Below are 24,993 nucleotides of genomic sequence, written 5' to 3' on the forward strand. Positions count from 1 at the left end.
CCACTTTCTAAAACACAACTTTTTATGTCCTTATTTCAAAAATCGGTTGTCGCCAAACAGTTACAAAGTCAAGATAAAACCCAATTAGTTGCGCAATGGAATGTTTTCAAAAGCCATTTCCATAATCCAAGCATTCAAGATAACATTCGTTCCAGCAAAGAAGAGCAATACCAAGGCGAGTTTCTTATAGATTTGTTTGTAAATGTTTTGGGATATACTAAAAACCCAACGCCAAATTTTACCATAACTACGGAATATAAGAACGTAAAAGACAGTAAAAAAGCCGATGGTGCAATCCTAATTAGCGAAAAAGTAAAAGCCGTTATTGAACTAAAAGGAACTAACACCACCGATTTAAACAAAATTGAAGTACAGGCATTTGGTTACAAAAATAACCAACCCGATTGCGTTTATGTGATAACCTCAAACTTTGAAAAGTTGCGTTTTTATATTGATAATGCAACGGAATATATCGAGTTTAATTTGTTTCACCTTACCGAAAAGGAATTTGAATTACTCTATTTGTGTTTGGCTTTCGAGAATATTTCGAGAGATATTCCCAGGAAAATAAAAGAAGATTCCGTAAGCCAAGAAAAAGACATTACCAAAAAATTATATTCTGATTATTCACTCTTTAAAAGTGATTTGTATACCAATTTAGTGGCTTTGAATCCTGAATTTGAACCCGTTGAATTATTCCAGAAATCACAAAAATTGTTAGATCGATTTTTGTTTATCTTCTTTGCTGAAGATAGAAACCTGTTACCTACTAATTTGATTTTTCGTATCAATAAAGAATGGAAACAACTACGCCAAATGCGGATAGAAGTTTCCTTATATGACCGTTACAAAATCTATTTTCACGACCTCAACGAGGGTGCAAAAGTGGTTCTTCCAGCATTTTCGGAAACGGCATCCAATCAAAAAGAAGAACATCAAATCTATGCCTATAATGGCGGACTTTTTAAACCCGACAGCGTTCTTGACAGCATAAAAATAAATGATGAAGTATTGTTTAAACATACCGAAAAGTTAAGCCATTATGATTTTCAAAGTGAAGTTGATGTAAACATTTTAGGTCATATTTTTGAAAATTCATTAAATCAATTAGACGAAATAAAAGCTCAATTAGAGGGCGGCTCTATTGATAAATCCAGCACCAAACGAAAAAAAGACGGCGTATTTTACACACCCAAATACATTACCAAATACATTGTGGACAATACCGTTGGCAAATTGTGTATGGACAAAAAAGCCGAAATAAAAATTGTTGAAGAAGATTATTTTACCGATAAAAAACGAACCAAAACCACCAAACAACCGCTATTAGAAAAACTAACAACGTATAGAAACTGGTTACTACAAATTACTATTTGCGACCCAGCTTGTGGTAGTGGTGCGTTCCTGAACCAAGCCTTAGATTTTTTGATTGCGGAACACCAATACATTGACGAACTCCAAGCCAAGCTTTTTGGCGATGCACTTGTTTTGAGCGATGTAGAAAAAAGCATTCTCGAAAACAACCTTTACGGTGTTGACTTAAATGAAGAAAGTGTAGAAATTGCCAAACTATCCCTTTGGTTACGCACCGCACAACCCAACCGAAAACTAAACGACCTTAACAACAATATTAAATGCGGAAACTCACTAATTGACGACCCCGCAATTGCTGGAGAAAAAGCCTTTAACTGGCAAACGGCATTTCCGCAAGTGTTTAAAGAAAAGCAAAAAAAGGCTTGGCATATCACAACGGCCATTCACGATAGTCGGACTTCTCAACGAATGATAGATTATAAGGTTAGAGAAAAGAGAGCGATGGGAACAATGCCTAAACCACAAATCATTCCGCTAACAGAGACAGAAGAAACAATAATAGTAGAACAAGTAACTAAAATTGTAATAGAAGATAATCTTCGGGTGATGGCTTTTAATGTGTGTAAAGACCACATTCATTTATTACTTGTTTGTAATGAAGAGGATGTGTCTAAAATTGTCCAAAAAATAAAAGCTAAAACAGCTAGAGAAGTAAACATACATAGAGGTGTTACTACAACAAGGGAGCATACTCCCTTGCCTATAGAAAAAGAAAGAGGAGAAAAACAAAACAGTTTATGGACACAAAAATTTGGATGCAAAGAAATTGTTGATGACAACCAATTATATAATACTATTGAATATATTAGAAACAATAGGGTAAAACATGAATTGCCAATTCTGCCAATATTACAACAATGGAGTATGCTCCATTGTCTTTATCAAAGCTACGACGATACTTTTCGAGAAGAATATAAAGGTGGTTTTGATGTGATTATTGGAAATCCGCCGTATGTTTTTGGGGGAAACAGCGGAATAAATGAGTTAGAAAAAAAGTATTTTAAAAATAAATATGAAACTGGGAACGGCAAGGTTAACCTTTTTACTCTTTTTATTGAAAAATCTTATGTCATTTTAAAGCAAGATGGCGAATTTTCATTTATCATACCAAATACATTTCTAAGAGTTACTTCATATCACGATTCAAGAAAGTTTTTTATCAAAAATTTTCAATTTAGGGAATTAGCTGATTTAGGAAATGATGTTTTTAATGGAGCAGTAACATCAGCAATAATATTATTAGCAAGTAAAAACATTCCAAATTTTGAAAAACCTCTAAAAATTATTAATGATTTTTCAGGAAATCATAAAATGCTTCCACTTAATCAAATTGTAAAAAATAACTTTATGATTTCTTCAACGATTGAAGATGGCGCACAATTCATATTGAATAAGTTACAAAGTATTTCAATATTGCTCGGAGATGAATGTCAGGAAATGATTTTCGGTGTGGTAATCTCTCATAATAAAAACGAATTAATATTTGACATACAAAACAACGGTTACAAACCATTTTTAGAAGGAAAAGACATTTCATCATATTTAATCAAAGATGTTACGAAGTTTTTAAAATATAAACCTGAATTAATTCATAGAGCAAGAACCCCTAAAGTTTTTGAAGTAGAGGAAAAGTTATTAGTTCAAAGAATTACAGGAGGTAAAAAACCTTTAAAAGTAGCTTATGATAACTTAAAATATTATAATAAAGAATCTATTAATAATATCATATTAAAAGCTGATTCAGAATTTAAAATTAAATTTATTTTATCCTTATTAAATTCAAGTCTTATTAATTGGTTTTATAATAAATCATTTACAAATGATTCGACATTAACCGTGAATATTTCTAAAGAATATTTGTCTAAAATTCCAATTAAAAAAACAACTCTTTCGGAACAAAACCCATTCATAGAAAAAGCCGATTTGATGTTAACCTTAAACAAAGAGTTACAAGAACAATCCCAAAAGTTTCAAAGAACGTTGCAAAGAGAATTTCTGTTAGAAAGTTTGCCTAAAAAACTACAAGACTGGTATTTGTTATCCTATGCCGATTTTATAAAAGAACTCGAAAAACAAAAAGTAAAGTTATCATTATCACAAAAAGCCGAGTGGGAAGACTATTTTACCAACGAAGCCACCAAACTAAACTCCATAAAAACCCAAATAAACACCACCGACAAAGCTATTGATACTATGGTTTATGAGTTGTATGGTTTGAGTGAGGAGGAAATTGAAATTGTTGAAAAGAATTGAGCATATGGGAAGAGATGTAGTTTCATTATCACGACATAGTCATAATGTTTCAAGTTTTGGAGCATTAGCAAAAGATATTTCTAATAGAATACAATTTAACGTGATGAAAAAATAGTTTTCGGAGTCCCTAAAAAAAATAAAAATTCAGGATTTTTGAAATTACTGACTAAATACAGACTAACTTTTAAAACCAAAAAATGCAACTATCTAAAATAAAGATAATTGCATTTTAAAAGTGCGGATAATAGGACTCGAACCTACACGCCTTGCGGCACCAGATCCTAAGTCTGGCATGTCTACCAATTTCACCATATCCGCAAAATTGTGAGTGCAAATATAATCATAACTTCTTACTTTCAAAGGAAAATGAACAAAAAATATTCATACTCTTTTTTGTACTTTTGAAATTATATAATACACTACCCCATGGATACAATAAAATCATATGTGCAACAACACAAAGACCGTTTCATTAACGAATTAATCGAATTACTCAAAATCCCTTCGGTAAGTGCTGATGCCGCCTATTCGCAAGACGTTATTGATATGGCAGATGCGGTAAAATCGAGTCTGGAAAAAGCGGGCTGCGATTTTGTGGAAATTTGCGATACGCCAGGCTATCCGATAGTCTATGGAGAAAAAATTATTGATAAAAACCTGCCGACCGTTTTAGTTTACGGTCACTACGATGTTCAACCTCCAGATCCTATGGAGTTGTGGAGTTCTCCTCCTTTTGAACCCGTAATCAAAAAAACTGAAATTCACCCGGAAGGCGCTATTTTTGCCCGCGGAGCCTGTGATGACAAGGGACAAATGTACATGCACGTGAAAGCTTTTGAGTATATGATTCAGTCGAATACGTTACCCTGCAACGTGAAATTTATGATTGAAGGCGAAGAAGAAGTGGGTTCTAAAAGTTTGAGTTGGTTTGTAGAACGCAATCAGGAAAAACTAAAAAACGATGTCATTTTAATATCTGACACAGGAATGATTTCCAATCAGCAACCCTCCATCACTACTGGATTGCGCGGTTTGAGTTATGTAGAAGTCGAGATTACGGGACCAAACAGAGATTTACATTCTGGTTTATACGGTGGAGCGGTAGCAAATCCAATTAACGTTTTGGCTAAAATGATCGCTTCCCTTCATGACGATGACAATCATATTACCATTCCCGGATTTTATGATAACGTTGAAGAACTATCTCTAGAGGAAAGAGCCGAAATGGCCAAAGCACCTTTTAATCTTGACGGTTATAAAAAAGCATTGGACCTCAATGCCGTTTATGGTGAAAAAGGGTATGTAACAAACGAGAGAAACTCCATTCGGCCAACGCTTGACGTCAACGGAATTTGGGGTGGATACACCGGAGAAGGTGCCAAAACTGTCATAGCCAGCAAGGCTTTTGCTAAAATTTCCATGCGATTGGTTCCGCATCAGGATTGGGAAGAAATCACGAAATTGTTCACCAAACATTTCATCAGTATTGCTCCTGCCGGTGTTACCGTGAAAGTAAAACCACACCACGGCGGACAAGGCTATGTTACCCCAACCGATAGCATTGGATATAAAGCGGCCAACAAGGCCTATACGGAAACTTTTGGAGTTCCTGCCATTCCTGTTCGTTCCGGAGGAAGCATTCCTATTGTAGCCCTATTTGAAAAAGAATTAAAAAGCAAAACAATATTGATGGGATTTGGACTAGATAGTGATGCCATTCACTCCCCGAACGAACATTTTGGGATTTTCAACTACCTAAAAGGCATTGAAACGATTCCGTTGTTTTATAAGTATTTCGTAGAGATGAGTAAATAAAGTAGAACTGAAGTCGAAATTAAATACCGCTTACATCCTAGTTCTTGTGTTTACATGCCTGTCAAAAACGGCTTCATTAACATAACAAATAAGACATAAACAAAAAACCTCGTAAACGTTGATGTTTACGAGGTTTTTTTTATACTTGTTGGTCTACAAGGACTCGAACCTTGAAAGACTGCACCAAAAACAGTTGTGTTACCATTACACCATAGACCAATTCCATTGCCGTTAAGCGAGTGCAAATTTAATACAAATTTTATTTTAAGCAACTATTTATAGTTTTTTTATTGAAAATAATTTCAACTGAGCGAATGTTTTTTCTAAAGTCTTTATAATCTGATAAAAACCAATTTAAATTGATTCGTTAAGATTTTAGAATTTTTTGTTAATGCACCTCGCTTTCAACAAAAAAATAGTTTCTTTGTAGCTCTAAAAAAGAACATTATTATATTCATATGGCTGCATTTAATTTCAATAAATGGAATACTATTTTAGGCTGGTTTGCCTTTGCAATAGCATTAGTAACATATACGCTAACCGTAGAGCCTACGATGAGTTTCTGGGATTGTGGCGAATATATTGCCACTGCTGCTAAACTTGAAGTAGGTCATCCGCCAGGAGCGCCTTTATTCCAAATGATTGGTGCATTTTTCGCCATGTTTGCATTAGATAAGACCCATATTGCCTTGATGGTAAATATGACGTCCGTTTTTTCCAGCGCATTTACCATATTATTTATGTTTTGGTCTTCGACCATGATTTTAAAAAAACTAATTTTTTCTTTTTCAGACAGCAACACAAATAATTCGATTGTTATATTAGGAAGTTCCTTTATAGGTGCTTTGGCTTTTACCTTTTCGGACAGCTTTTGGTACAATGCCGTTGAAGCCGAAGTTTATGCTATGGCCACTTTATGGATCTCATTGTTATTTTGGCTGGGATTGCGTTGGGAACAAGACATGTACACTCCAAGGGGAAACAAATGGCTCTTGATTATTAGTTTGGTGATTGGGCTATCGTTTGGAGTGCACTTTATGGCGCTATTAACCATTCCTTCCATTGGATTTTTATACTATTTTAAACACTACAAAACCATTACTGTAAAAAATTTCATTATTGCCAATATAGTTGTCGTTTCTGTATTGCTATTTATTTTTAAATTGCTATTGCCTTTAACCATGGCTTTCTTTGGTAAAACCGAAATTTATATGGTTAATAATTTAGGTATGCCTTTTGACTCTGGAACCATCTTTGTAGCATTACTTTTTACAGCTTTCTTCTATTTTGGTTTGAAATACACCAAACAAAAAGGACTGATTTTTTACAACACAATTATTCTTTGTATTTTATTTATCTTAATAGGATTCTCTACCTGGATGATGTTACCTATTCGCGCCAATGCCAACACGGTAATTAATGAAAATAAACCTTCCGATGCAGCCGAGGTTCTTGCGTATTACAACAGAGAGCAATACGGTGTCAATCCTTTGTTTTATGGCCCTCAATATACTGACGCGTTTGCAGGTTTAGATGAAAAAAATCCTTATCTGGATAAAGCACCCAATTACGAAAGGGATTATAAAACGGGAAAATACATCATTACTAACAACTTTAAAAATGCAGAGCAAAATAGCGACGACAACCAAAAAGCTATTCTGCCTAGATTGTGGAGTACGGATCACATTGAAAATTACATGAATTTTACGCATGTTCCGGAATTTAAAATCAAGCCGGAATATTCTGAAGAAAAAGAATTAGTTAATATTATTGCCGAATTCAGAAAGGCCTATGCTTCAAAGGAAATTGATAATGAAGGATATGTTTCATTCTTAAAAAGTTATGGCGAATATTTAATCATCGAAAAGCCAAGTACTTTAGACAATTTAAGTTTTATGGTAGAATACCAGTTTGGCTACATGTATTGGAGGTATCTGATGTGGAATTTCACGGGAAGACAAAACGACATTCAAGGAAAATACGACAATCTTGACGGGAATTGGCTCAGCGGAATCAAATTCATTGATGAAATGCATTTGGGTTCACAAGAAAATTTGCCTACTGACGTGTTAAACAACAAAGGACGGAACATGTATTTCTTTTTACCTCTCCTACTTGGAATCATCGGATTGATTTATCACGCGAATAAAGACCTGAAAAGTTTTTATGTCCTGTTAGCACTCTTTTTATTTACCGGAATCGCCCTGAAAATATACTTAAACGAAAGGCCTTTTGAGCCCAGAGAACGGGATTATGCATTGGTTGGCTCCTTTTACGTATTTGCCATTTGGATCGGATTTGGAGTTTATGCCATTTATGATAGTCTGAAAAATTATCTGAAACCAAAAATTGCCGGGCCTGCAGTTATCGGATTAAGTTTGCTTGCTGCTCCTATTTTAATGGCCACTCAAAACTGGGATGACCACGATCGATCAGATAAATACACAGCCATAGCCATGGCGAAAAACTATTTGAACTCCTGCGAACCTAATGCTATTTTATTTACCATTGGTGACAATGACACTTTTCCGCTTTGGTATGCACAAGAAATCGAAAAAGTCAGAACAGATATCAAGATTGTAAACACCAGCCTTTTCATGACTGATTGGTATATTGACCAAATGAAAATGAAAACCTACGAATCCGACGGCTTGCCTATTTCCTTTACTCACGATCAGTACGTGGGTGACAAACTAGATTATGCAGTCTATAATCAAAAAACGGAGAACCGTTGGGATATAAATGCCTTGCTTAAATTTATTGGAAGTGATGATCCACAAACCATTGTAGAGATGCAGAATGGCCAAAAAATTCATTTCTATCCAACAGATAAAATCCGAATCCCAGTTGATAAAAATACCATTATTCAAAATAAAGTGGTCAACCCTAAATATAACGATTCCATTGTTCCGTATATCGACATTCAGATAAAAGGCTCGGCTTTGTATAAAAACAGACTAATGATGCTTGACATTATTGCCAACAACAACTGGAAACGTCCTGTCTATTTCACGGGAGGAAGTTTTGGCGATGACGATTACCTTTGGATGAAAGACTATTTGCAATTGGACGGACTCGTTTATAAATTAGTTCCAATACGAACGGCAATTCCTAAAGACGGAAGTCCTCTTGATATGGGTCAAATTGATTCGGACAAAATGTATGACATTGCCATGAGATGGGATTGGGGCAATGGTGACTTAAAAACGATTTACCACGATACGGAAACTAGAAAGAACAGCATTTCCTATCGATCCAACTTATCCCGATTGATGGAGCAATTAGTCAATGAGGGCAAAATAGAAAAAGCAAAAAAAATCATTGAGCTAGCAATGACCAAGATGCCTTTAGATTATTATGGCTACTACTCCCTAGTTGATTCCTTTGCCGGAGGTTATTATAAAATAGGCGAAAAAGAAAAAGCCCGTCAATTGTTAGAACAATTAATGACCAAGTACAAAGAGAATTTAAAGTTTTATTACGGATTAAGACCTACAGAACAAAGTAGTATTGCTATTGATATTATTACCGATATTGAACGGTACCGAGGTCTATTACTGGTAATGAAAGACCGTGGCGATCTCGATTTTTATAACAAAAACAAGACAATATTCAATACTTATAATAAAATGTTTGAACGTTTTGGACGAGACATTGAAAAATAAGTTAATCCTTTTAAAAATGTAAAACCATATTAAAGTAGCGCCATTGAAAAATACCGCTACTTTTTTTTTATTTCTAAAGTTAATACCTTTGTGATATGAAATTGTATTGGATAAAAACGAATGCCCTAATCAAAAGAATGTATTCCAAATACATTTGGGATATTCCTAACAGAGACAAAAAAGTATATCTTACCTTTGATGATGGTCCTACACCCGAAATCACGAAATGGACACTTTTACAGCTCAGAAAATACAATATCAAAGCCACTTTCTTTTGCATTGGCAACAATATCGAAAAATATCCCGAAATTTTCAATACTATAATTCAAGAAGGGCACGCCTTAGGAAACCACACTTTCAATCATTTAAATGGATGGAACACTTCTACAGAGGTATATCTTGAGGACATAAAAAAATGTTCGGATGCTTTAAGCTACCAACCGACCGCTGCAGACTGCAAACTATTTCGCCCTCCGTATGGAAAAATAACAACCCATCAATCGAAAAAATTGACACAAATGGGATACAAAATAATCATGTGGGATGTTTTGAGCGCTGATTTTGACCAAACCATTACGCCAGAAAAATGTTTGGAAAATGTAATTTCAAACGTAACTTCAGGAAGCATCATCGTATTTCACGACAGCGTAAAAAGCTTCGAAAACCTAGCATTTACTTTACCGAAAACATTAGAGTTTTTAAAAGAAAAAGGTTATCGATGTGACACCATTTGTTAAATCTGATCTTGTACCAATCCAATTATGGTATTGGCATCAAGTTCTCCTGATTGTCTCCAAATCATTTGACCTTCTTTGTAAATCATCAGTGTGGGCAACCCTTTAATGCGAAGTGCACCGGCCAATTCTTGATTTTTATCGACATCAATTTTTATCACTTTGGCTTTATCACCCAACGCAGCGGCCACATCTCTTATTACAGGATGCATGGATACCGATGAATCATTCCACTCTGTGTAAAAATCAATTAACACTGGAATTTGAGCATTTATAAGTTCTCCAAATTTTGACATATTAGCAAAATATTAAATTTCTATTACTTACGAAATGAGATATTACATTACAAATATAGCGCTTTAAACGAATTATGCTAATTTCTGCGCTTTTTTTAGTTGAATGACAGTTATTTCGGGCATAATCCCCACTCGACCCGGATATGCATGAAACCCGAACCCCCTATTGACGTAAATATACCTGCCCAGATTTTCATACAATCCTGCCCATTGTTTGTATACATACTGGGCTAAACTCCATTTAAAATAACCCGGAATCTCGATGCCAAATTGCATGCCGTGAGTATGTCCCGAAAGTGTCAATTGAAAATGTTTGTCATGATGCTGCACAATTTGATCCCAGTGGCTTGGATCATGACTCATCAGTATTTTAAAATCTTCTTTTTGGAGCTGTTGGGCTGCCTTATTCAAATCTCCCGCTTGTTTAAAATTATGCCCCCAGTTTTCAACCCCAACAAGCGCAATTTTGTCATTGCCTTTTTTAATGAAGGTGTGTTCGTTTAGTAGCAACTTGAAGTCAATTTGTCCATACAGTTTTTTTATGGCTTTAAAATTTTCTTCTTTGGCAGCTTCGGACGGCCAAGTTACATACTCCCCATAATCATGATTCCCAAGTACAGAATATTTACCAAAGTCGTGTTTCTTGATTTTATTGAATACCTTTAACCACGGAACCATTTCTTTGGCATCCGTATTCACAATATCGCCTGTAAACAAAATCATATCTGAATTTTGTTGGTTAATTAAACTAATCGCGTAATCAATTTTTTCTGGATTATCAAAACTACCACTATGGACATCCGAGATTTGAGTAATTGTAAAACCATCGAAAGCATCAGGTAAGTCCGGAAAAAAAATGCGTTGTTTGATTACTTTATAATTGTATTTCCCAATTGTCATTCCGTAAATTAATGATAAAAATGGAACTGCGGCCAATCCCATCCCTATCTGACTTACAAATTTTCTCCTTGAAGGCAGAAAGTCCATTGCAGGATCACGTACTATAAAATGGTTTACGGCACCGGAACCCACTCTAAAAATGTCCTCCCCAAGCAAAAACAAAGCAAGCACAATTTTTGGGAAATATACTAAAAGCAGTATGCCCATTGTAACCATCGTTTGTTTTGTTTGCCCTACTGAACGGTCAAATTTTGACAAAGAATAGAGAATGAAAACAAAAAGTAAGAGACTAATGACCTGATAAAAAAAGAGAATCCATTTCGATTTTATTAGCGTTTTTAGCGCCTGAAAAGCATAAACTTCTATGACAACAAGAACAATACACAATAACAGTATTCGAAAAACCATTTGGAATAAATTTTATACAAATTAACAAATTATGAAACTGCAAATACATTAAATTATTAAAAATTTAACGTCATAAGGAAACAATACATTTGGTTTGCTTATTTTTACGAATTCATTTTACAAAAATAATTATGTCAGCCCAAAAACGTCTATTCCTTCTTGATGCCTACGCCTTAATTTTTCGCGGATATTATGCTTTTATAAAAAATCCTCGAATTAACTCTAAAGGAATGGACACCTCCGCCATCATGGGATTTATGAATTCCTTGATGGATGTCATCAAACGGGAAAAACCAGACCATTTGGCAGTGGCATTTGATAATGGTGGAAGTCAATTGCGAAATGAAATATTTCCAGAATACAAAGCCCATCGCGATGCCACTCCTGAAGCCATAAAAATTGCCGTTCCTTATATTCAGCAATTATTAAAAGCGATGCACATTCCTATTATAGAAGTCAAAGGTTATGAAGCCGATGACTTAATTGGAACCATTGCCAAACAGGCCGAAAAACAGAATTACAAAGTTTTTATGGTGACGCCTGACAAAGATTTTGCCCAGTTGGTTTCCGAGAATATTTTTATGTACAAACCCGCTCGAATGGGCAATGGAATAGAAATTTGGGGTGTCCCTGAAGTTTTGGAGAAATTCGAAATTGAACATCCTGACCAAGTTATTGATTTTCTGGGGATGATGGGTGACGCAGCCGATAACATCCCTGGCTTACCCGGTGTTGGTGAAGTAACAGCCAAGAAATTACTGAAGGAATTTGGAACGATGGAAAACCTTTTGGCGAATACCGACAAGTTGAAAGGAAAAATGAAGGAAAACATTGAAGCCAACAAAGAAAAAGGATTATTGTCCAAGACTTTGGCAACAATTCTACTAGATTGTCCCGTAGTTTTTGATGAAACTGATTATGAATTATCAACCCCAGATGTAGAAAAAACCGATGCACTTTTCAATGAATTGGAATTTAGAAGAATGGCCGAACAATTTGATGCCATCTTCAAAAAAGGAGGATCAACAACAGTAAACACACCGGTTGATGAAGCCAAATTATATAAAAAACCACAACCAAAAAATGAAGAACAATTCGATCTTTTTGGAAGTGCCATTTCCGAAGAAACTTCAGACATAACGCATCATCAATATTACAATACGTTAGAAAATACCGAGCACTCCTATCAAATCATTCAGGGCGAATTGGGTGTGAAATTGCTGTTGCAAAATTTACAAAATCAACAGTCGGTTTGTTTTGACACTGAAACCACGGGAATTGATGCTTTGAATGCCGAACTTGTTGGAATGTCATTTTCTTTCGAAAAAGGAAAAGGCTTTTATGTTCCGTTTCCGGAAAACCAGGAAGAAACGCAAGTTTTAATCAATAAATTTAAACCATTTTTCGAAAGTGAAACGATTGAAAAAATTGGTCAAAATATCAAATATGATATAAAAATTCTTTCACACTATGGTGTTCAAATAAAAGGAAAACTATTCGACACGATGATTGCGCATTATCTCATCAACCCAGATATGCGCCACAATATGGATATTTTATCGGAAACGTATTTAAAATATTCGCCAAAATCAATCGAAGATTTGATTGGAAAAAAAGGAAAGAACCAAAAATCGATGCGCGATGTTCCTTTGGAAGATATCAAAGAATATGCCACCGAAGATGCCGACATTACCTTTCAATTGAAACAAAATTTCAGCCCGCTTCTCGACAAAGCCGAAACCAAAAAATTATTTGATGAAATCGAAATTCCATTAATCCCAGTTTTGGCAGCAATGGAATTGGAAGGTATTAATCTCGACGTTCCCTACTTAAAATCGATGTCGATTGAAATGGCAAAAGAAAGTATCGCCTTGGAACAAAAAATCTATGAAACGGCTGGCGAGAAATTCAATTTGGCTTCGCCAAAGCAACTCGGCGACATCTTATTTGACAAATTGAAAATTGGTGGAGTAAAACAAAAGAAAACTAAAACTGGTCAATACGCCACTGGCGAAGAAATATTAAGTTATTTAGAAAAAGACAATCCAATAGTAAAAGACATTCTCGAATGGCGTCAGATGGTGAAATTGCAAAGCACTTATATTGATGCATTGCCCAACCAAGTTGACAAAAAAACAGGACGTGTTCACACTGATTATATGCAAACTGTTGCCGCAACAGGACGTTTGAGTTCCAATAATCCGAACTTGCAAAACATCCCGATTCGTACCGAAAGAGGACGATTGATTCGTAAAGCATTCATTGCCCGTGACGAAAATTACACCTTGGTTTCTGCGGATTATTCCCAAATAGAACTACGAATTATAGCTGCTTTGAGTGGTGAGAAAAACATGATCAAGGCGTTTCAAAACCATGAAGATATTCACAAATCGACCGCTTCAAAAGTATTTAATGTCCCTTTAGAGGAAGTAACCCGGGAACAACGAAGCCATGCAAAAACGGTGAACTTCGGGATTGTCTATGGGGTTTCCGCCTTTGGTTTGAGCAACCAGACTTCGCTTTCCCGTTCAGAAAGTGCGGCTTTGATTGATGCCTATTACCAAACCTATCCAAGATTGAAATCCTACATAAGTGAACAAATTCAATTTGCCCGAGAACACGGCTATGTGCAAACCATTCTTGGAAGACGCCGTTACTTGAAAGACATCAATTCTCAAAATGCCATTGTTCGTGGCGGAGCCGAAAGAAATGCGGTTAATGCCCCAATTCAAGGAAGTGCTGCCGATGTGATTAAAATTGCGATGATTAATATTCATAAAAAACTGACTTCAGAAAACTGGAAAAGCAAGATGCTGTTGCAGGTTCACGATGAGTTGGTTTTTGATGTTCACAATTCGGAACTGGAGAAAATCAAACCGATGATTAAACACGAAATGGAACATGCGTTTAAAATGGATGTCCCGTTGGATGTGGAATTAGGGGAAGGAAAAGATTGGCTGGAAGCGCATTAAGAATTTTTGATTTTGTAGCTTTGTAAAAAATGAAAACAAACCATACAATACAAGACTTATCCCCTCATCTTTTTTGGGATGTTGATTTTGCGACTTTAAGTTTTGAAAAATCTAAAGATCAAATTATCTATAAGGTTTTGGAATTTGGCTTGATGAAGGACTGGAATATTATTAAAGATGTATATGGTTTGGAAACAATTAAAAATATTTCTCTTGAACTTCGGAGTTTAGATGTGGTTACGCTTGCCTTTTTATCCAATTTATTTCAAATAGACAAATCCAATTTTAGATGTTACAAACTCAGACAATCCAACCCATCCTTCTGGAATTATTAAAAAAAATAATGGCCTCTGAGGTCTTTAACGGCTTTAATCTTGTTGGAGGAACGTCATTGGCATTACAAATTGGGCATCGTTTTTCAGTTGATATTGATATGTTTGGAGATTCGGAAATAAATGAATTTGAATTTATTGAAGAATTATCCCGTTTTGGGAAAGTCATCACAATCAAAAAAAGTAAAAGCATTATTATCTTCTCTGTTGATGGAATTAAAGTCGACTTTGTTAACTACAAATATCCTTTATTAGAAAACATAAATAATGTTGATGCTGTTCGGATGGTTTCTGATAAAGATATAGCGGCAATGAAACTCAATGCCATTGCTGGAAGAGGAAGCCGTAAAGATTTTGTCGATTTATACTTCCTTCTAAAAAAGTATTCGTTAAAAGAAATAATTCATTTTTACAATCAAAAATATAAAGATGGATCCGAATTTATGGTTCTCAAAAGTTTAAATTATTTTGAGGATGCCGAAAACGAAGAAATGCCGATTATGTTTGAAGAAATTGATTGGAGTCACATAAAAAAAACAATATTAGAAGCAATCTACTAATTCTTCCACTACAACACGAAACGGTACGTTGCTTTAATTAAAAAAATGTTCTCCGGTTTTCTTCCTAAAATTTGAGAATCTAACCCCATAAACAAATCTTCTCTAGGGTTTGCGTTTCCGGTAATGCCTTGCGACCAAACCAAAAAGAGTTCCGAGCCCGGAATATATTCCCAACGTAAAACCAAATTAGAACGGAATTGCACAAATGAGAAATCGGGATTTCCAATACTGTAATCTGCCGTTCCGTTAATGTCTTCATCGACAGAATAGGTGTTCTTTGAGGCATCAAAAGAAATCTGTTTCGCATCAAACAACGCCATTCGATCCCCATAATATTTAGCCGTAGGGTTTGTCACCCGATTAAAATCCTTGTATCTCCCCTTAGAAATAAAAGGCTGTCCATAGTATTGGATCGTCAAATTTGGATTGATACTGTAATCCAAACGAATGGACGCACTCATTGTTCTTTGGTTCAAATCGGCCGTAATATATCTTGATTCTGAATTAAAACTGGTTTGTGTCACATATTGCGTCCTACTCTTGTTTGCGGCAAAATTCGGATTCAGCGAGACTGTTAAAGCATTAATGGGCTGATAGGTTACTCCAGTGCTAAATTCGGTATATGAAAACGAGTTGCTTTTTCCTTGCGATTCATAAATTGCAGCGTTAAACCTCAACTTCTTCCTGCTGTCTGTGTTTAGGGCAATGGAATTAAAAAGACTTTCAGAATACCGAAATCGGGGGCCTCCCTGCAAAACGGAATTGGAATAATTTACCGGATTATAAATCACTAAAACATTAACATTCCAATTGTTTTTTAAACTGGCACCTGATCCAAGCGAGTATTGCATTTTATTAAAATTACCTTCAAAGTCATAGCCTGAAAATTGTTCCAATCGGGAATCTATCCTCCTGAATTGTCCAAAAGGTTTTAAAGTTTGATGGGACAAAACAGCATACTGCCGAATTTCATCTGCCTGCCTTAAAAAACCAACATCGTTGAGTTCCAATTCTGGCGAACGCCAATTTATTGACCCATTATAACGCCAATTCCCAACACTTGCCTTTCCTATTTCTATTTTTCCTCCGGTTCCTGTGAGCGAAGTTCTATTAGGGTTTACGGATACATGTCCCGCATCAACTCTCTGAAACAAATGGGTAATGTTTTGTTGAGTAGCCGTAATCGCTTCTGTACTGCCTTGCACGTGACTCGCCACAAAATTTGATGCGAAATAATATTTTCTGTTTTTCCAATTGTGAAGAAAATCAACCCCGGCGCCATATGCGTCTTTGTGAAGGAAATTCAATTCGGTACTTTCTAAATTTCTATTGGTTGCGGTAATAATGCCACCTATAAAACTATTCTTATTATTAAAATCTTTTTGAGCCCTACCAACAAAATAATTGGTGAGCGGTTCTACCAATTCTTTACTTCTGTTACCATTCTCATCCATTTTGGCAAACTCTTTATTGGTTACGCTTTCTAAAATACCCAAAGACCATCCGCTTTTCGTTTTTCCACTAAACTTAGCCGCACCTAAAATTGCGGTGTTATCTGGAAAATCAATAAAAGTTCCATTTGCTTTTTTGGGATACCCTTGAGGATTTCGGCCAATTCTTCGAGAATAAAACAAATTATCCTGACCATCGGCGAAATTGTAATTGAAAATATTTTTGTTTTCGACGAAAAAAGGGCGCTGCTCTTGAAAAAATATTTGAAAACCGTCCAAGGCTATTGCGGCAGGATCAGCTTCAACCTGACCAAAATCGGGGTTTATGGTTAAGTCCAACGTTAAATCATTGGTGATTCCCACCTTAGCATCCAAGCCTCCGTTTAATTTAAAATCGTTACCTGTTCGGAACGGATTGCCCGCCTCTCTGGGATACGTTTTTAATTTTGAAGTAAAAAAGGGTTGGATTTCTATTTGTCCTTGAGGTACTAAATTTTTCAACCCATGCAACTCGCCAAATTCGCTGACCCAGCCCGGAGCATCTAAAGGAATCCGCTGCCAAACGGAACGTTCCTCTGTCCTGAAATACCTTCTTGTTGATTGCAATCCCCAAACTTGATCTGTATCATTTCCGAATTTTAGCTGGCTCAACGGAATTTTTATTTCTGCTGTCCACCCTTCCTTGTCAATATTTGTTTTTAGGTACCAAATGGGATTCCAATTTCCCTCCCAACTGTTTCCATTATCAGAAATGAACCCGTCGCTTTTTACCCCTGCAACGGATGCCGAAAAAGAAAAACTGGTGCGCTTATCGCCATGACTATCCAGATTAATCTCTATCCAATCCCCTTCAAAACCATCCCGTCTAGACAATCTCTTCACGATTTCCTTTGGATCTTTATCGTAACATCGAAAAGCAAAATAGATAAATTCTTTATCGTAAACAATTTTGAACTTCGTTTGCTCTATTGGTGGTGTGTTTTCATCCGGTAAATTTTCTATATAATCACCCGTCCAATCTACAATATCCCAACTCGAGTCGGTTAGAAGTCCATCTATAATTGGCGGTGCTAAAGTTTCTAACGATTTTGTAGTATATATTTTCTTTTCGACTTTAGCTGCTTGTTGCCCAAAAGTGCATTGGAAAATAAATACAAATAACAGAATGTATCTCATGCCTAAAATGAATTATTCTTTTTATGTAATAAATCTATGGATATATAAATGTGCTAAAGGTATTTCTCTTTTTTAGACATCCAACAACCCCTTATTTAAACAACCTTATTTCTATTGCAAACGACATTTTGCACTTAAACCTAAATTCGATTAAATAGCTTCTTTCATAAAACGACAATTTATTAATTATCAGTAATGATTTAACTATTCAATTAAATTTTTAAATAATTTTTATTAATGTTTTAATAAATTTTATTAATTTTTTGATACTTATTAATAATATTTATAGTCTTATTATTAATACTTTTAAAAATACTATCTATTTTTTAATGAATATTAGCAATCTATTAATGATCCACCTATTTTTAATTATTAATTGAATCGAAATAGACTTCAATGAGTTTCGTTTTTTAAATTCCTAAAGTCGTTTTTTGCATCAAAACAATTTTGATTGTAAAACAAAACACTAGCTTTACGTTTCTGAAAATAAATTGGGAAAATGAATCATTTATCTGTCTATTCCTGGAGTAGATTCCAAAAAATTAAAATGTACACCTTCTATTGGATAGGTTACGTCATCTTGTTTGGCTTAATTCAGGGATTGCCTTACAGGGATTTTTTAATGCCCTTAAGAAACGAGTGTTTCAGCCTATTTCCTAAAATTCTATTTGTAGTTTTAATCGTAGAAGTGTTAATGTCCAAGCTGTTATTTCAAAAAAAAACAGCCCTCTTTATTATTATTTATGTTCTTCTGATTCTTTTTTTCGCCTTCGTTCAAAGACTGATAGACAACTACATTATTATTGCCTACTATTTAACGGATTGGAAAATGGAGCCTCTATTATCGGTTCCCGTATATTTATATAATGTGATAAAATTACAATTCGTTGTTACCATTCCGCTAACGATTAAACTTTTTTATTATTTATCCGAAGAAAAAAACAGAGTCCAATCCATCCTCTCTGAAAAACTGCAAGCCGAAGTATTTTCGTTAAGAAACCAGTTCCATCCGCATTTTTTGTTCAATGTACTCAATAGTTTATATTCCAAAATCTTAAGCAAATCAGACGATTCCGCCGATATTGTACTCAAAATATCCGATTTTCTTCGGTATTCTGTTTATGAAGTGAACACTAAAAATATTCCTTTAGAAAAAGAAATTGAATATCTAAAAAACTATATTTCCTTGCAACAATTGCGATTTGACAACCGATTGGAAATCAGTTTCAGCACCAACGGAATCACGGAAAACCAAACTATCGAGCCTTTTTTGATACTTCCTTTTATTGAAAACAGTTTCAAATATGGCTTAGATGATGTAAATTCAAAAGCCTGGATTACCATTTCCATAGCGGTAACAGAAGAATGGCTCATTATTAAAATTGCAAATAGCTTGCCTTCAAATTTTATAAAAAACAATACAGCGGAAAATCCGTACAGCGGAGTTGGAATTGCAAATGTAAAAAGGAGATTGGAATTACTGTATCCGGATCAACATATTTTGACCCTCAAAGACGATGTAGATTCCTTTTTTGTTTCATTAAAAATAAAGATGAATGACGCCCAGTAGAACCAATTGCATCATTATAGAAGACGAGCTGCCAGCATCGATATTGCTTGAAATGCACATTGCCAAATTTGATTTCTTGGATTTGAAAGGGAAATTCATGAGTGTGAATAATGCACTCCATACCCTCAAGACACAAAAAATAGACCTTGTCTTTCTGGACATCAATTTGCCCGGAAAATCAGGAATTGAATTTGCGAAATCACTACCAAAAGATATTGGAATCATTTTTACAACCGCCAATCCTGAACATGCCTTAGAAGGATTTGAGTTAGACGCAGTGGATTATTTATTGAAACCCATTTCATTGGAGCGCTTTTCAAAAGCAATACACAAGTATTCTAAGATTCAAAAAACAAGTCAGGAAACGGAACAATTAAATCAAGCTGAAGCCAGTCGATCTTTTGTCTTTGTGAAGTGCGAAAGAAAAATGCTTAAATTGTATCTGGATGAAATTGACTATTTTGAATCGCAGGGCAATTATCTCCTGATTTATACTGAAACGGGATGTTACAAAACCTATCAGTCCATAACAGAAATGGAAGAGAAACTACCAGAAGGATTGTTTGGCAGAATCCACCGTTCCTTTTTGGTAACCATCAAAAAAGTCACACAATTCAACAGCCGAACAGTAACCATTCAGAATAAGAATCTGCCTATTGGCAGACTTTATGCCACATCAACTGCCCATTTGCTTCAATCGATACTAAAAGACAAATAACAATTACAACTTCCTTGTCGATTCCCTTTGTCTCAATTCTGTTTTAATAACGGTAGTCGTGTTCGAATGTGTTTCCTCTTTGCTCTCTAGCCTGGAAATAAGTAATTTTGCGGCGGCTTCCCCTATTTCTGGTCCGTGTTGGCTCACAGTTGACAAACTTGGAGACAATCTTCTGGACCATACACCATCTGCAAAACCAATAATGGACAAGTTTTCCGGAATTGCATACCCATTTTTTAAACCCAATTTTATTGCAGAAACCGAAGTGTGTTCATCTAATGCAAAAACACCGTCAATTTTGTGTTTTGCAAATAATAATTTTGCTTTACTGTCAAAATCTTCATCCGAATCGGTCAGGATAATTATATCATCGTTTAGAGCGATATTGTTTTTTTCCAAAGCCTGAAAAAAGCCTTTCGCTCTCAATTTCCCCACGCTCAAATTATCAATTGCCGAAAACATTGCGATTTTTTTACAACCAATATTTATTAAATGCTGCGTGGCTTCAACAGACGATTCGAAATCATCAACAATTACCTTATCGCAATTCACCTCTTCAGAAATCCTGTCGAACATCACAATTGGTGTCCCTTCATTAATAATATCATTAAAATGAGAGAACTCCTGTAATTTTTGGGCTTCTTCAGAAACGGACAAAATAAATCCATCAATGGTGCCATTGCTCAACATTTCTAAGGTGTTAATTTCTTTCTCTAAGGATTCATTAGAAATACACGTTATAACATTGTAGCCTTTCTCTTCAGCCACTTTTTCAATTCCAGTAAAAACCTTAGCGAAAAATGAATTCAAAATATTGGGAATAATCACACCAATGGTCTTGGTTTTCCTGTTTTTAAGATTCAAACCTATAATATTAGGCTTGTAATTTTTAAGTTTGGCATATTCCTTAACCTTAATTTTAGTTTGCTCACTAATTTCCGGACTGTCGTTTAGGGCTTTAGAAACGGTAGAAACCGAAACTTGAAGTTCTTTAGCGATTTGTTTTAGAGTTGCTTTTGGTTTCATAATGGTTTTATTGAGCTGTAAAAATAAGAAAACAATTCATATAATTTTTTTTTGAAGCAAAAGGTTCGTGAATTTTTACAAGTCCCGTTCCTGCTGTCCGTTTCAATCTTCCCTTTTTAGATTTGCTTCACAATCTAAAAAGAGAAGGATTTCCGCTTCCATCAGGGCTAAAAGACAAATCATTTTAACTTCTATAATTTTCGCCAAAAAAAATAAACAACACAAAAACAAACACTTAAAATAAATTTTACAGCTATTTGTATTTAAAATAAATATTTGTACTTTTGCAACCCCTTTATTGGGGATGGAATGTTTAATTAAAATAATATTATGGACGCATTAAGCTACAAGACACAATCAGCCAGCAAAGCCACTATTACAAAAGAGTGGATTGTTGTAGACGCTGACGGTCATAACTTAGGTCGTCTTGCATCAAAGGTCGCTATGATCCTTAGAGGCAAGTACAAGCCAAGTTACACACCACACGTGGACTGCGGAGATAACGTAATTGTTATCAACTCAGAAAAAATCAACCTTACAGGTACCAAAATGGACGACAAAACTTATGTACGTCACACAGGGTATCCAGGAGGACAAAGAACTTTAACCGCTAAAGTATTGCAAAGCAAAAACCCTGCATTACTAGTGGAAAAAGCAGTAAAAGGAATGTTACCTAAAAACAAATTAGGAGCAGAACTTTTCAGAAATTTAAATGTTGTTGTAGGATCAGAGCACAAACAAGGCGCTCAAAAACCTAAAACAGTTAACCTTAACGATCTTAAGTAATGGCTACAATTCACAAAATCGGTAGAAGAAAATGTGCTGTTGCACGTGTTTACGTTTCTGAAGGAACAGGAACAATCACTGTAAACAAAAAACCATTTGCAACTTATTTCCCGACTGCAACTTTACAGTACAAAGTGTTACAACCAATGTCTATGACAGAAAACGTAACTAACTATGATGTAAAAGTAAATGTATACGGAGGAGGTTCAACAGGTCAAGCAGAAGCTGTTCGTATGGCTTTAGCAAGAGTAATGTGTGAAGTTGGCGAAGGAAACAGAGCTATACTTAAACCACAAGGTTTATTAACAAGAGATCCAAGAATGGTTGAACGTAAAAAATTCGGTCAGAAAAAAGCTCGTAAGAGATTCCAATTCTCTAAACGTTAATAGTACCTGTCTTGTGCAATTGGTACAAGACCTATTGATGATCATTAAATTAAAAACAATGTTGTTGTTGTCAAGCCGAGGCTTGAAATTAGTTTAGCATCTAAATGTGTACAGCCGGGAAACCGCCATTTATACATTGCTAATCAACAGAACGTAAACTAAACAAAAAATGTCAAACAAAGTAGAAGTAAAAGAATTACTAGAAGCAGGTGTTCACTTCGGACACATGACTAGAAAATGGGATCCAAACATGGCCCCTTACATTTATATGGAGCGTAATGGTATTCACATTATCAATCTATATAAAACTGCAGCTAAAATTGAAGAAGCGAATGAAGCTTTGAAAAAAATCGCTGCATCCGGTAGAAAAATACTATTCGTAGCTACCAAAAAACAAGCAAAAGACATCGTTGCTGAAAAAGCAAAAGCTGCAAACATGCCATACATCACTGAAAGATGGCCTGGTGGAATGCTAACTAACTTCGTAACTATCCGTAAAGCTGTTAAAAAAATGGCAACTATTGATAAAATGAAGAAAGATGGTACATTCATGACCCTTTCTAAGAAAGAGCGTTTGCAAGTGGATCGTCTTCGTGCTAAATTAGAGAAAAACTTAGGTTCAATCGCTGACATGTCTAGACTACCTGCTGCATTGTTCGTAGTAGATATCAAAGCAGAACACATCGCAATAAAAGAAGCTCAAAAATTAAACATTCCAGTTTTTGCAATGGTTGATACCAATTCTGACCCACGTGAGGTAGATTATGTTATCCCATCAAATGATGATGCTTCTAAATCAATCGATAAAATTTTATCTTTAGTGACTGCTGCAGTTATTGACGGACTTTCAAACAGAACTTCTGATAAAGAAGGAGATGAAAACGTTACTGAAACTGCAAAAGAGGCGGTAGCTGAAGTGGCTGCTCCAGAAGCAGTGGCTGTGGCTACTGAAACAGTAGAAACTAAAACTGAAGAATAAAACAACATTAGATTAAAGTCGTTTTGCTGATGCGTGTTTACTTTTGTAGCCATTCTCAACAAAGCGACTTATTTTTTTAACATTAAAATTATACAAATATGGCAACTATAACTGCTGCAGACGTAAATAAATTAAGAACAATCACAGGAGCAGGAATGATGGACTGCAAGAAAGCACTTGTAGAATCAGACGGAGATTTCGATTTAGCCATTGAAAATCTTCGTAAAAAAGGACAAAAAGTAGCTGCAAACCGTTCCGACAGAGAATCTACTGAAGGTGCTGCAATTGCTGTTGTAAATGCTGACAAAACTGCCGGTGTAGTTATTACTTTAAACTGTGAAACTGACTTCGTAGGGATGAACGAAAATTTTGTGAAAATGGCTACTGAAATGGCTAATTTAGCATTGAACTTCAATACAAAAGAAGAATTTTTAGCTGCTGATTTCAACGGAATCACTGTTGCTGAGAAATTAATTGAACAAACTGGAGTTATCGGAGAAAAACTAGAAATTAGAACTTTCGAAAAATTAGAAGGTGCTTTCATCGGGTCTTACATCCATTCTGGAAATAAAATTGCAACTTTAGTTTCATTGTCAGCTGTTGTTGCTGATGGAGATGAAGCTGCTAGAAACATAGCCATGCAAGCGGCAGCAATGAACCCAATTGCTTTGAATGAAGCAGGTGTAGATTCAGAAACTATTGCCAAGGAAATTGAAATTGCAAAAGATCTTTTGCGTCAAGAAGGAAAACCAGAAGCTATGTTAGACAGTATCTCAAAAGGAAAACTAGCTCGTTTCTTTAAAGACAATACTTTAGTAAACCAAGATTATATTAAAGACAGCAAATTAAGCGTAGCGAACTACATTAAATCTGTTGATGCTAATTTAACCGTAACGGGTTTCAAAAGAGCAGCTTTAGGATAATCTATTCTGACCTATTCCAGATTCTAAATACAAATCCCATTTTAAATTTAATTTTGAAATGGGATTTTTGTTTATATTTGAGCATTAAATTTGAAAATGGAACAAGAAAAAACAAGATGCAAGTGGTGTTTGTCTAGTGATATATACAAAAAATACCATGACGAAGAATGGGGCATTCCAGTTTATGATGATGAAACCTTATTTGAATTCCTGATTCTGGAAACTTTCCAGGCGGGTTTAAGTTGGATCACTATTTTAAACAAAAGGGAAAATTTCAGAAATGCTTTTGACCAATTTGACTATAAAAAAATAGCGCTTTATGACGAAGATAAAATACATGAATTATTACTTGATGCGGGAATTATCAGAAACCGATTAAAGGTACGTTCCGCAGTTTCTAACGCTTTGGCTTTCATAGAAGTGCAAAAAGAATTTGGCAGTTTCTCCAATTACATATGGGGATTTATTGATGGCAAACCAATTGTGAATCATTTGAAAACTGTTGCTGACATCCAGCCAACCACACCTCTTTCTGACAAAATTAGTAAGGATTTAAAAAAACGAGGATTTAAGTTTGTAGGCTCAACAGTGGTTTACGCTCACATGCAAGCCACTGGAATGGTAGATGACCATGTTGAAGGCTGTTGGAAAAGAGCCTAGAAATCGATT

Annotated in this window: 18 protein-coding genes and 2 tRNA genes; 14 read left to right on the forward strand and 6 right to left on the reverse strand. The window is 35.3% G+C overall.

Translation table 11 applies throughout. The annotated features are described in order from the left end of the window. The first annotated feature begins 24 nt into the window (after nucleotides 1-24). Nucleotides 25-3,627 (forward strand): Eco57I restriction-modification methylase domain-containing protein, encoded by a 3,603-nt coding sequence (locus tag DB895_RS02290; RefSeq protein ID WP_116723734.1) that lies wholly within the window; start codon nucleotides 25-27, stop codon nucleotides 3,625-3,627. Nucleotides 3,628-3,863: 236 nt separating this feature from the next. On the opposite strand, the gene DB895_RS02295 is transcribed toward DB895_RS02290, so the two are convergent. Continuing rightward, nucleotides 3,864-3,945: transfer RNA gene (locus tag DB895_RS02295), tRNA-Leu, on the reverse strand. A gap of 108 nt (nucleotides 3,946-4,053) precedes the next feature. Here DB895_RS02295 and DB895_RS02300 point away from each other — a divergent pair. Further along, the gene (locus DB895_RS02300; RefSeq protein ID WP_116723735.1) at nucleotides 4,054-5,442 is read left to right on the forward strand and encodes a dipeptidase; all 1,389 of its coding nucleotides are present in this window, start codon (nucleotides 4,054-4,056) and stop codon (nucleotides 5,440-5,442) included. A 148-nt stretch (nucleotides 5,443-5,590) separates the two neighbouring features. Here the strand turns inward: DB895_RS02300 and DB895_RS02305 are convergent. Beyond that, nucleotides 5,591-5,661 (reverse strand) — tRNA-Gln (locus DB895_RS02305). A 239-nt stretch (nucleotides 5,662-5,900) separates the two neighbouring features. Between DB895_RS02305 and DB895_RS02310 the strand changes: the two genes are divergently transcribed. Both DB895_RS02310 and DB895_RS02315 read left to right on the forward strand, forming a co-directional pair. Next, on the forward strand, nucleotides 5,901-9,107 hold the full coding sequence (locus DB895_RS02310) for a glycosyltransferase family 117 protein (RefSeq protein WP_116723736.1): 3,207 nt from the start codon (nucleotides 5,901-5,903) through the stop codon (nucleotides 9,105-9,107). A 95-nt stretch (nucleotides 9,108-9,202) separates the two neighbouring features. Beyond that, on the forward strand, nucleotides 9,203-9,844 hold the full coding sequence (locus DB895_RS02315) for a polysaccharide deacetylase family protein (protein ID WP_116723737.1): 642 nt from the start codon (nucleotides 9,203-9,205) through the stop codon (nucleotides 9,842-9,844). On the opposite strand, the gene DB895_RS02320 is transcribed toward DB895_RS02315, so the two are convergent. Both DB895_RS02320 and DB895_RS02325 read right to left on the reverse strand, forming a co-directional pair. Further along, nucleotides 9,841-10,137, reverse strand: coding sequence for a thioredoxin family protein (locus tag DB895_RS02320; RefSeq protein WP_116723738.1), 297 nt, complete (start codon nucleotides 10,135-10,137; stop codon nucleotides 9,841-9,843). The genes DB895_RS02315 and DB895_RS02320 overlap by 4 nt on opposite strands. A 72-nt stretch (nucleotides 10,138-10,209) precedes the next feature. Then, entirely contained in the window at nucleotides 10,210-11,445 is a 1,236-nt protein-coding gene (locus DB895_RS02325; protein ID WP_116723739.1) for a metallophosphoesterase, read from the reverse strand. Between the two features lie 131 nt (nucleotides 11,446-11,576). On the opposite strand from DB895_RS02325, the gene polA reads away from it, so the two are divergent. From polA to DB895_RS02340, 3 genes are read left to right on the forward strand one after another with little or no spacing between them, the layout of a single operon-like run. Then, nucleotides 11,577-14,417 (forward strand): DNA polymerase I, encoded by a 2,841-nt coding sequence (gene polA / locus DB895_RS02330; RefSeq protein ID WP_116723740.1) that lies wholly within the window; start codon nucleotides 11,577-11,579, stop codon nucleotides 14,415-14,417. Between the two features lie 29 nt (nucleotides 14,418-14,446). Next, entirely contained in the window at nucleotides 14,447-14,752 is a 306-nt protein-coding gene (locus tag DB895_RS02335) for a DUF6922 domain-containing protein (protein ID WP_116723741.1), read from the forward strand. After that, complete coding sequence (locus DB895_RS02340) at nucleotides 14,707-15,309, forward strand: nucleotidyl transferase AbiEii/AbiGii toxin family protein (RefSeq protein WP_116723742.1); 603 nt, start codon at nucleotides 14,707-14,709, stop codon at nucleotides 15,307-15,309. Before DB895_RS02335 ends, DB895_RS02340 begins: the two co-directional genes overlap by 46 nt. A gap of 8 nt (nucleotides 15,310-15,317) precedes the next feature. Here DB895_RS02340 and DB895_RS02345 read toward each other — a convergent pair whose 3' ends face one another. Then, a complete protein-coding gene (locus tag DB895_RS02345) occupies nucleotides 15,318-17,936 on the reverse strand; it encodes a DUF5916 domain-containing protein (protein ID WP_116723743.1) in 2,619 nt (872 codons plus the stop codon). Between the two features lie 499 nt (nucleotides 17,937-18,435). On the opposite strand from DB895_RS02345, the gene DB895_RS02350 reads away from it, so the two are divergent. Together DB895_RS02350 and DB895_RS02355 are read left to right on the forward strand one after the other, a co-directional pair. Beyond that, nucleotides 18,436-19,506 (forward strand): sensor histidine kinase, encoded by a 1,071-nt coding sequence (locus DB895_RS02350; RefSeq protein WP_116723744.1) that lies wholly within the window; start codon nucleotides 18,436-18,438, stop codon nucleotides 19,504-19,506. Then, entirely contained in the window at nucleotides 19,493-20,224 is a 732-nt protein-coding gene (locus DB895_RS02355; RefSeq protein ID WP_116723745.1) for a LytR/AlgR family response regulator transcription factor, read from the forward strand. The genes DB895_RS02350 and DB895_RS02355 overlap by 14 nt, the downstream gene beginning before the upstream one ends. Before the next feature lie 3 nt (nucleotides 20,225-20,227). On the opposite strand, the gene DB895_RS02360 is transcribed toward DB895_RS02355, so the two are convergent. Further along, the gene (locus tag DB895_RS02360; protein ID WP_116723746.1) at nucleotides 20,228-21,250 is read right to left on the reverse strand and encodes a LacI family DNA-binding transcriptional regulator; all 1,023 of its coding nucleotides are present in this window, start codon (nucleotides 21,248-21,250) and stop codon (nucleotides 20,228-20,230) included. Nucleotides 21,251-21,580: 330 nt separating this feature from the next. Between DB895_RS02360 and rplM the strand changes: the two genes are divergently transcribed. From rplM to DB895_RS02385, 5 genes are all read left to right on the forward strand, one after another. Then, nucleotides 21,581-22,036 (forward strand): 50S ribosomal protein L13, encoded by a 456-nt coding sequence (rplM, locus tag DB895_RS02365; RefSeq protein WP_116723747.1) that lies wholly within the window; start codon nucleotides 21,581-21,583, stop codon nucleotides 22,034-22,036. After that, on the forward strand, nucleotides 22,036-22,422 hold the full coding sequence (gene rpsI, locus DB895_RS02370) for a 30S ribosomal protein S9 (RefSeq protein WP_116723748.1): 387 nt from the start codon (nucleotides 22,036-22,038) through the stop codon (nucleotides 22,420-22,422). Before rplM ends, rpsI begins: the two co-directional genes overlap by 1 nt. Before the next feature lie 169 nt (nucleotides 22,423-22,591). Beyond that, nucleotides 22,592-23,401 carry a 30S ribosomal protein S2 gene (rpsB, locus tag DB895_RS02375; protein ID WP_116723749.1) on the forward strand — a complete coding sequence of 270 codons (810 nt, stop codon included), beginning with the start codon at nucleotides 22,592-22,594 and terminating at the stop codon, nucleotides 23,399-23,401. A 98-nt stretch (nucleotides 23,402-23,499) separates the two neighbouring features. Further along, nucleotides 23,500-24,324 (forward strand): translation elongation factor Ts, encoded by an 825-nt coding sequence (gene tsf, locus DB895_RS02380; RefSeq protein ID WP_116723750.1) that lies wholly within the window; start codon nucleotides 23,500-23,502, stop codon nucleotides 24,322-24,324. A gap of 96 nt (nucleotides 24,325-24,420) precedes the next feature. Further along, nucleotides 24,421-24,984 carry a DNA-3-methyladenine glycosylase I gene (locus tag DB895_RS02385; RefSeq protein WP_116723751.1) on the forward strand — a complete coding sequence of 188 codons (564 nt, stop codon included), beginning with the start codon at nucleotides 24,421-24,423 and terminating at the stop codon, nucleotides 24,982-24,984. Nucleotides 24,985-24,993: the final 9 nt, after the last annotated feature.

This window comes from Flavobacterium psychrotolerans (genome assembly GCF_003097635.1).
Lineage (GTDB): Bacteria > Bacteroidota > Bacteroidia > Flavobacteriales > Flavobacteriaceae > Flavobacterium > Flavobacterium psychrotolerans.

What these genes read in the sequence shown, in the direction of transcription:
- DB895_RS02290 (WP_116723734.1), top strand. Translation starts at nt 25, where the DNA reads ATGTCCTTATTTCAAAAATCGGTTGTCGCCAAACAGTTACAAAGTCAA.
- DB895_RS02300 (WP_116723735.1), top strand. Translation starts at nt 4,054, where the DNA reads ATGGATACAATAAAATCATATGTGCAACAACACAAAGACCGTTTCATT.
- DB895_RS02310 (WP_116723736.1), top strand. Translation starts at nt 5,901, where the DNA reads ATGGCTGCATTTAATTTCAATAAATGGAATACTATTTTAGGCTGGTTT.
- DB895_RS02315 (WP_116723737.1), top strand. Translation starts at nt 9,203, where the DNA reads ATGAAATTGTATTGGATAAAAACGAATGCCCTAATCAAAAGAATGTAT.
- DB895_RS02320 (WP_116723738.1), bottom strand. Translation starts at nt 10,137, where the DNA reads ATGTCAAAATTTGGAGAACTTATAAATGCTCAAATTCCAGTGTTAATT.
- DB895_RS02325 (WP_116723739.1), bottom strand. Translation starts at nt 11,445, where the DNA reads ATGGTTTTTCGAATACTGTTATTGTGTATTGTTCTTGTTGTCATAGAA.
- polA (WP_116723740.1), top strand. Translation starts at nt 11,577, where the DNA reads ATGTCAGCCCAAAAACGTCTATTCCTTCTTGATGCCTACGCCTTAATT.
- DB895_RS02335 (WP_116723741.1), top strand. Translation starts at nt 14,447, where the DNA reads ATGAAAACAAACCATACAATACAAGACTTATCCCCTCATCTTTTTTGG.
- DB895_RS02340 (WP_116723742.1), top strand. Translation starts at nt 14,707, where the DNA reads ATGTTACAAACTCAGACAATCCAACCCATCCTTCTGGAATTATTAAAA.
- DB895_RS02345 (WP_116723743.1), bottom strand. Translation starts at nt 17,936, where the DNA reads ATGAGATACATTCTGTTATTTGTATTTATTTTCCAATGCACTTTTGGG.
- DB895_RS02350 (WP_116723744.1), top strand. Translation starts at nt 18,436, where the DNA reads ATGAATCATTTATCTGTCTATTCCTGGAGTAGATTCCAAAAAATTAAA.
- DB895_RS02355 (WP_116723745.1), top strand. Translation starts at nt 19,493, where the DNA reads ATGACGCCCAGTAGAACCAATTGCATCATTATAGAAGACGAGCTGCCA.
- DB895_RS02360 (WP_116723746.1), bottom strand. Translation starts at nt 21,250, where the DNA reads ATGAAACCAAAAGCAACTCTAAAACAAATCGCTAAAGAACTTCAAGTT.
- rplM (WP_116723747.1), top strand. Translation starts at nt 21,581, where the DNA reads ATGGACGCATTAAGCTACAAGACACAATCAGCCAGCAAAGCCACTATT.
- rpsI (WP_116723748.1), top strand. Translation starts at nt 22,036, where the DNA reads ATGGCTACAATTCACAAAATCGGTAGAAGAAAATGTGCTGTTGCACGT.
- rpsB (WP_116723749.1), top strand. Translation starts at nt 22,592, where the DNA reads ATGTCAAACAAAGTAGAAGTAAAAGAATTACTAGAAGCAGGTGTTCAC.
- tsf (WP_116723750.1), top strand. Translation starts at nt 23,500, where the DNA reads ATGGCAACTATAACTGCTGCAGACGTAAATAAATTAAGAACAATCACA.
- DB895_RS02385 (WP_116723751.1), top strand. Translation starts at nt 24,421, where the DNA reads ATGGAACAAGAAAAAACAAGATGCAAGTGGTGTTTGTCTAGTGATATA.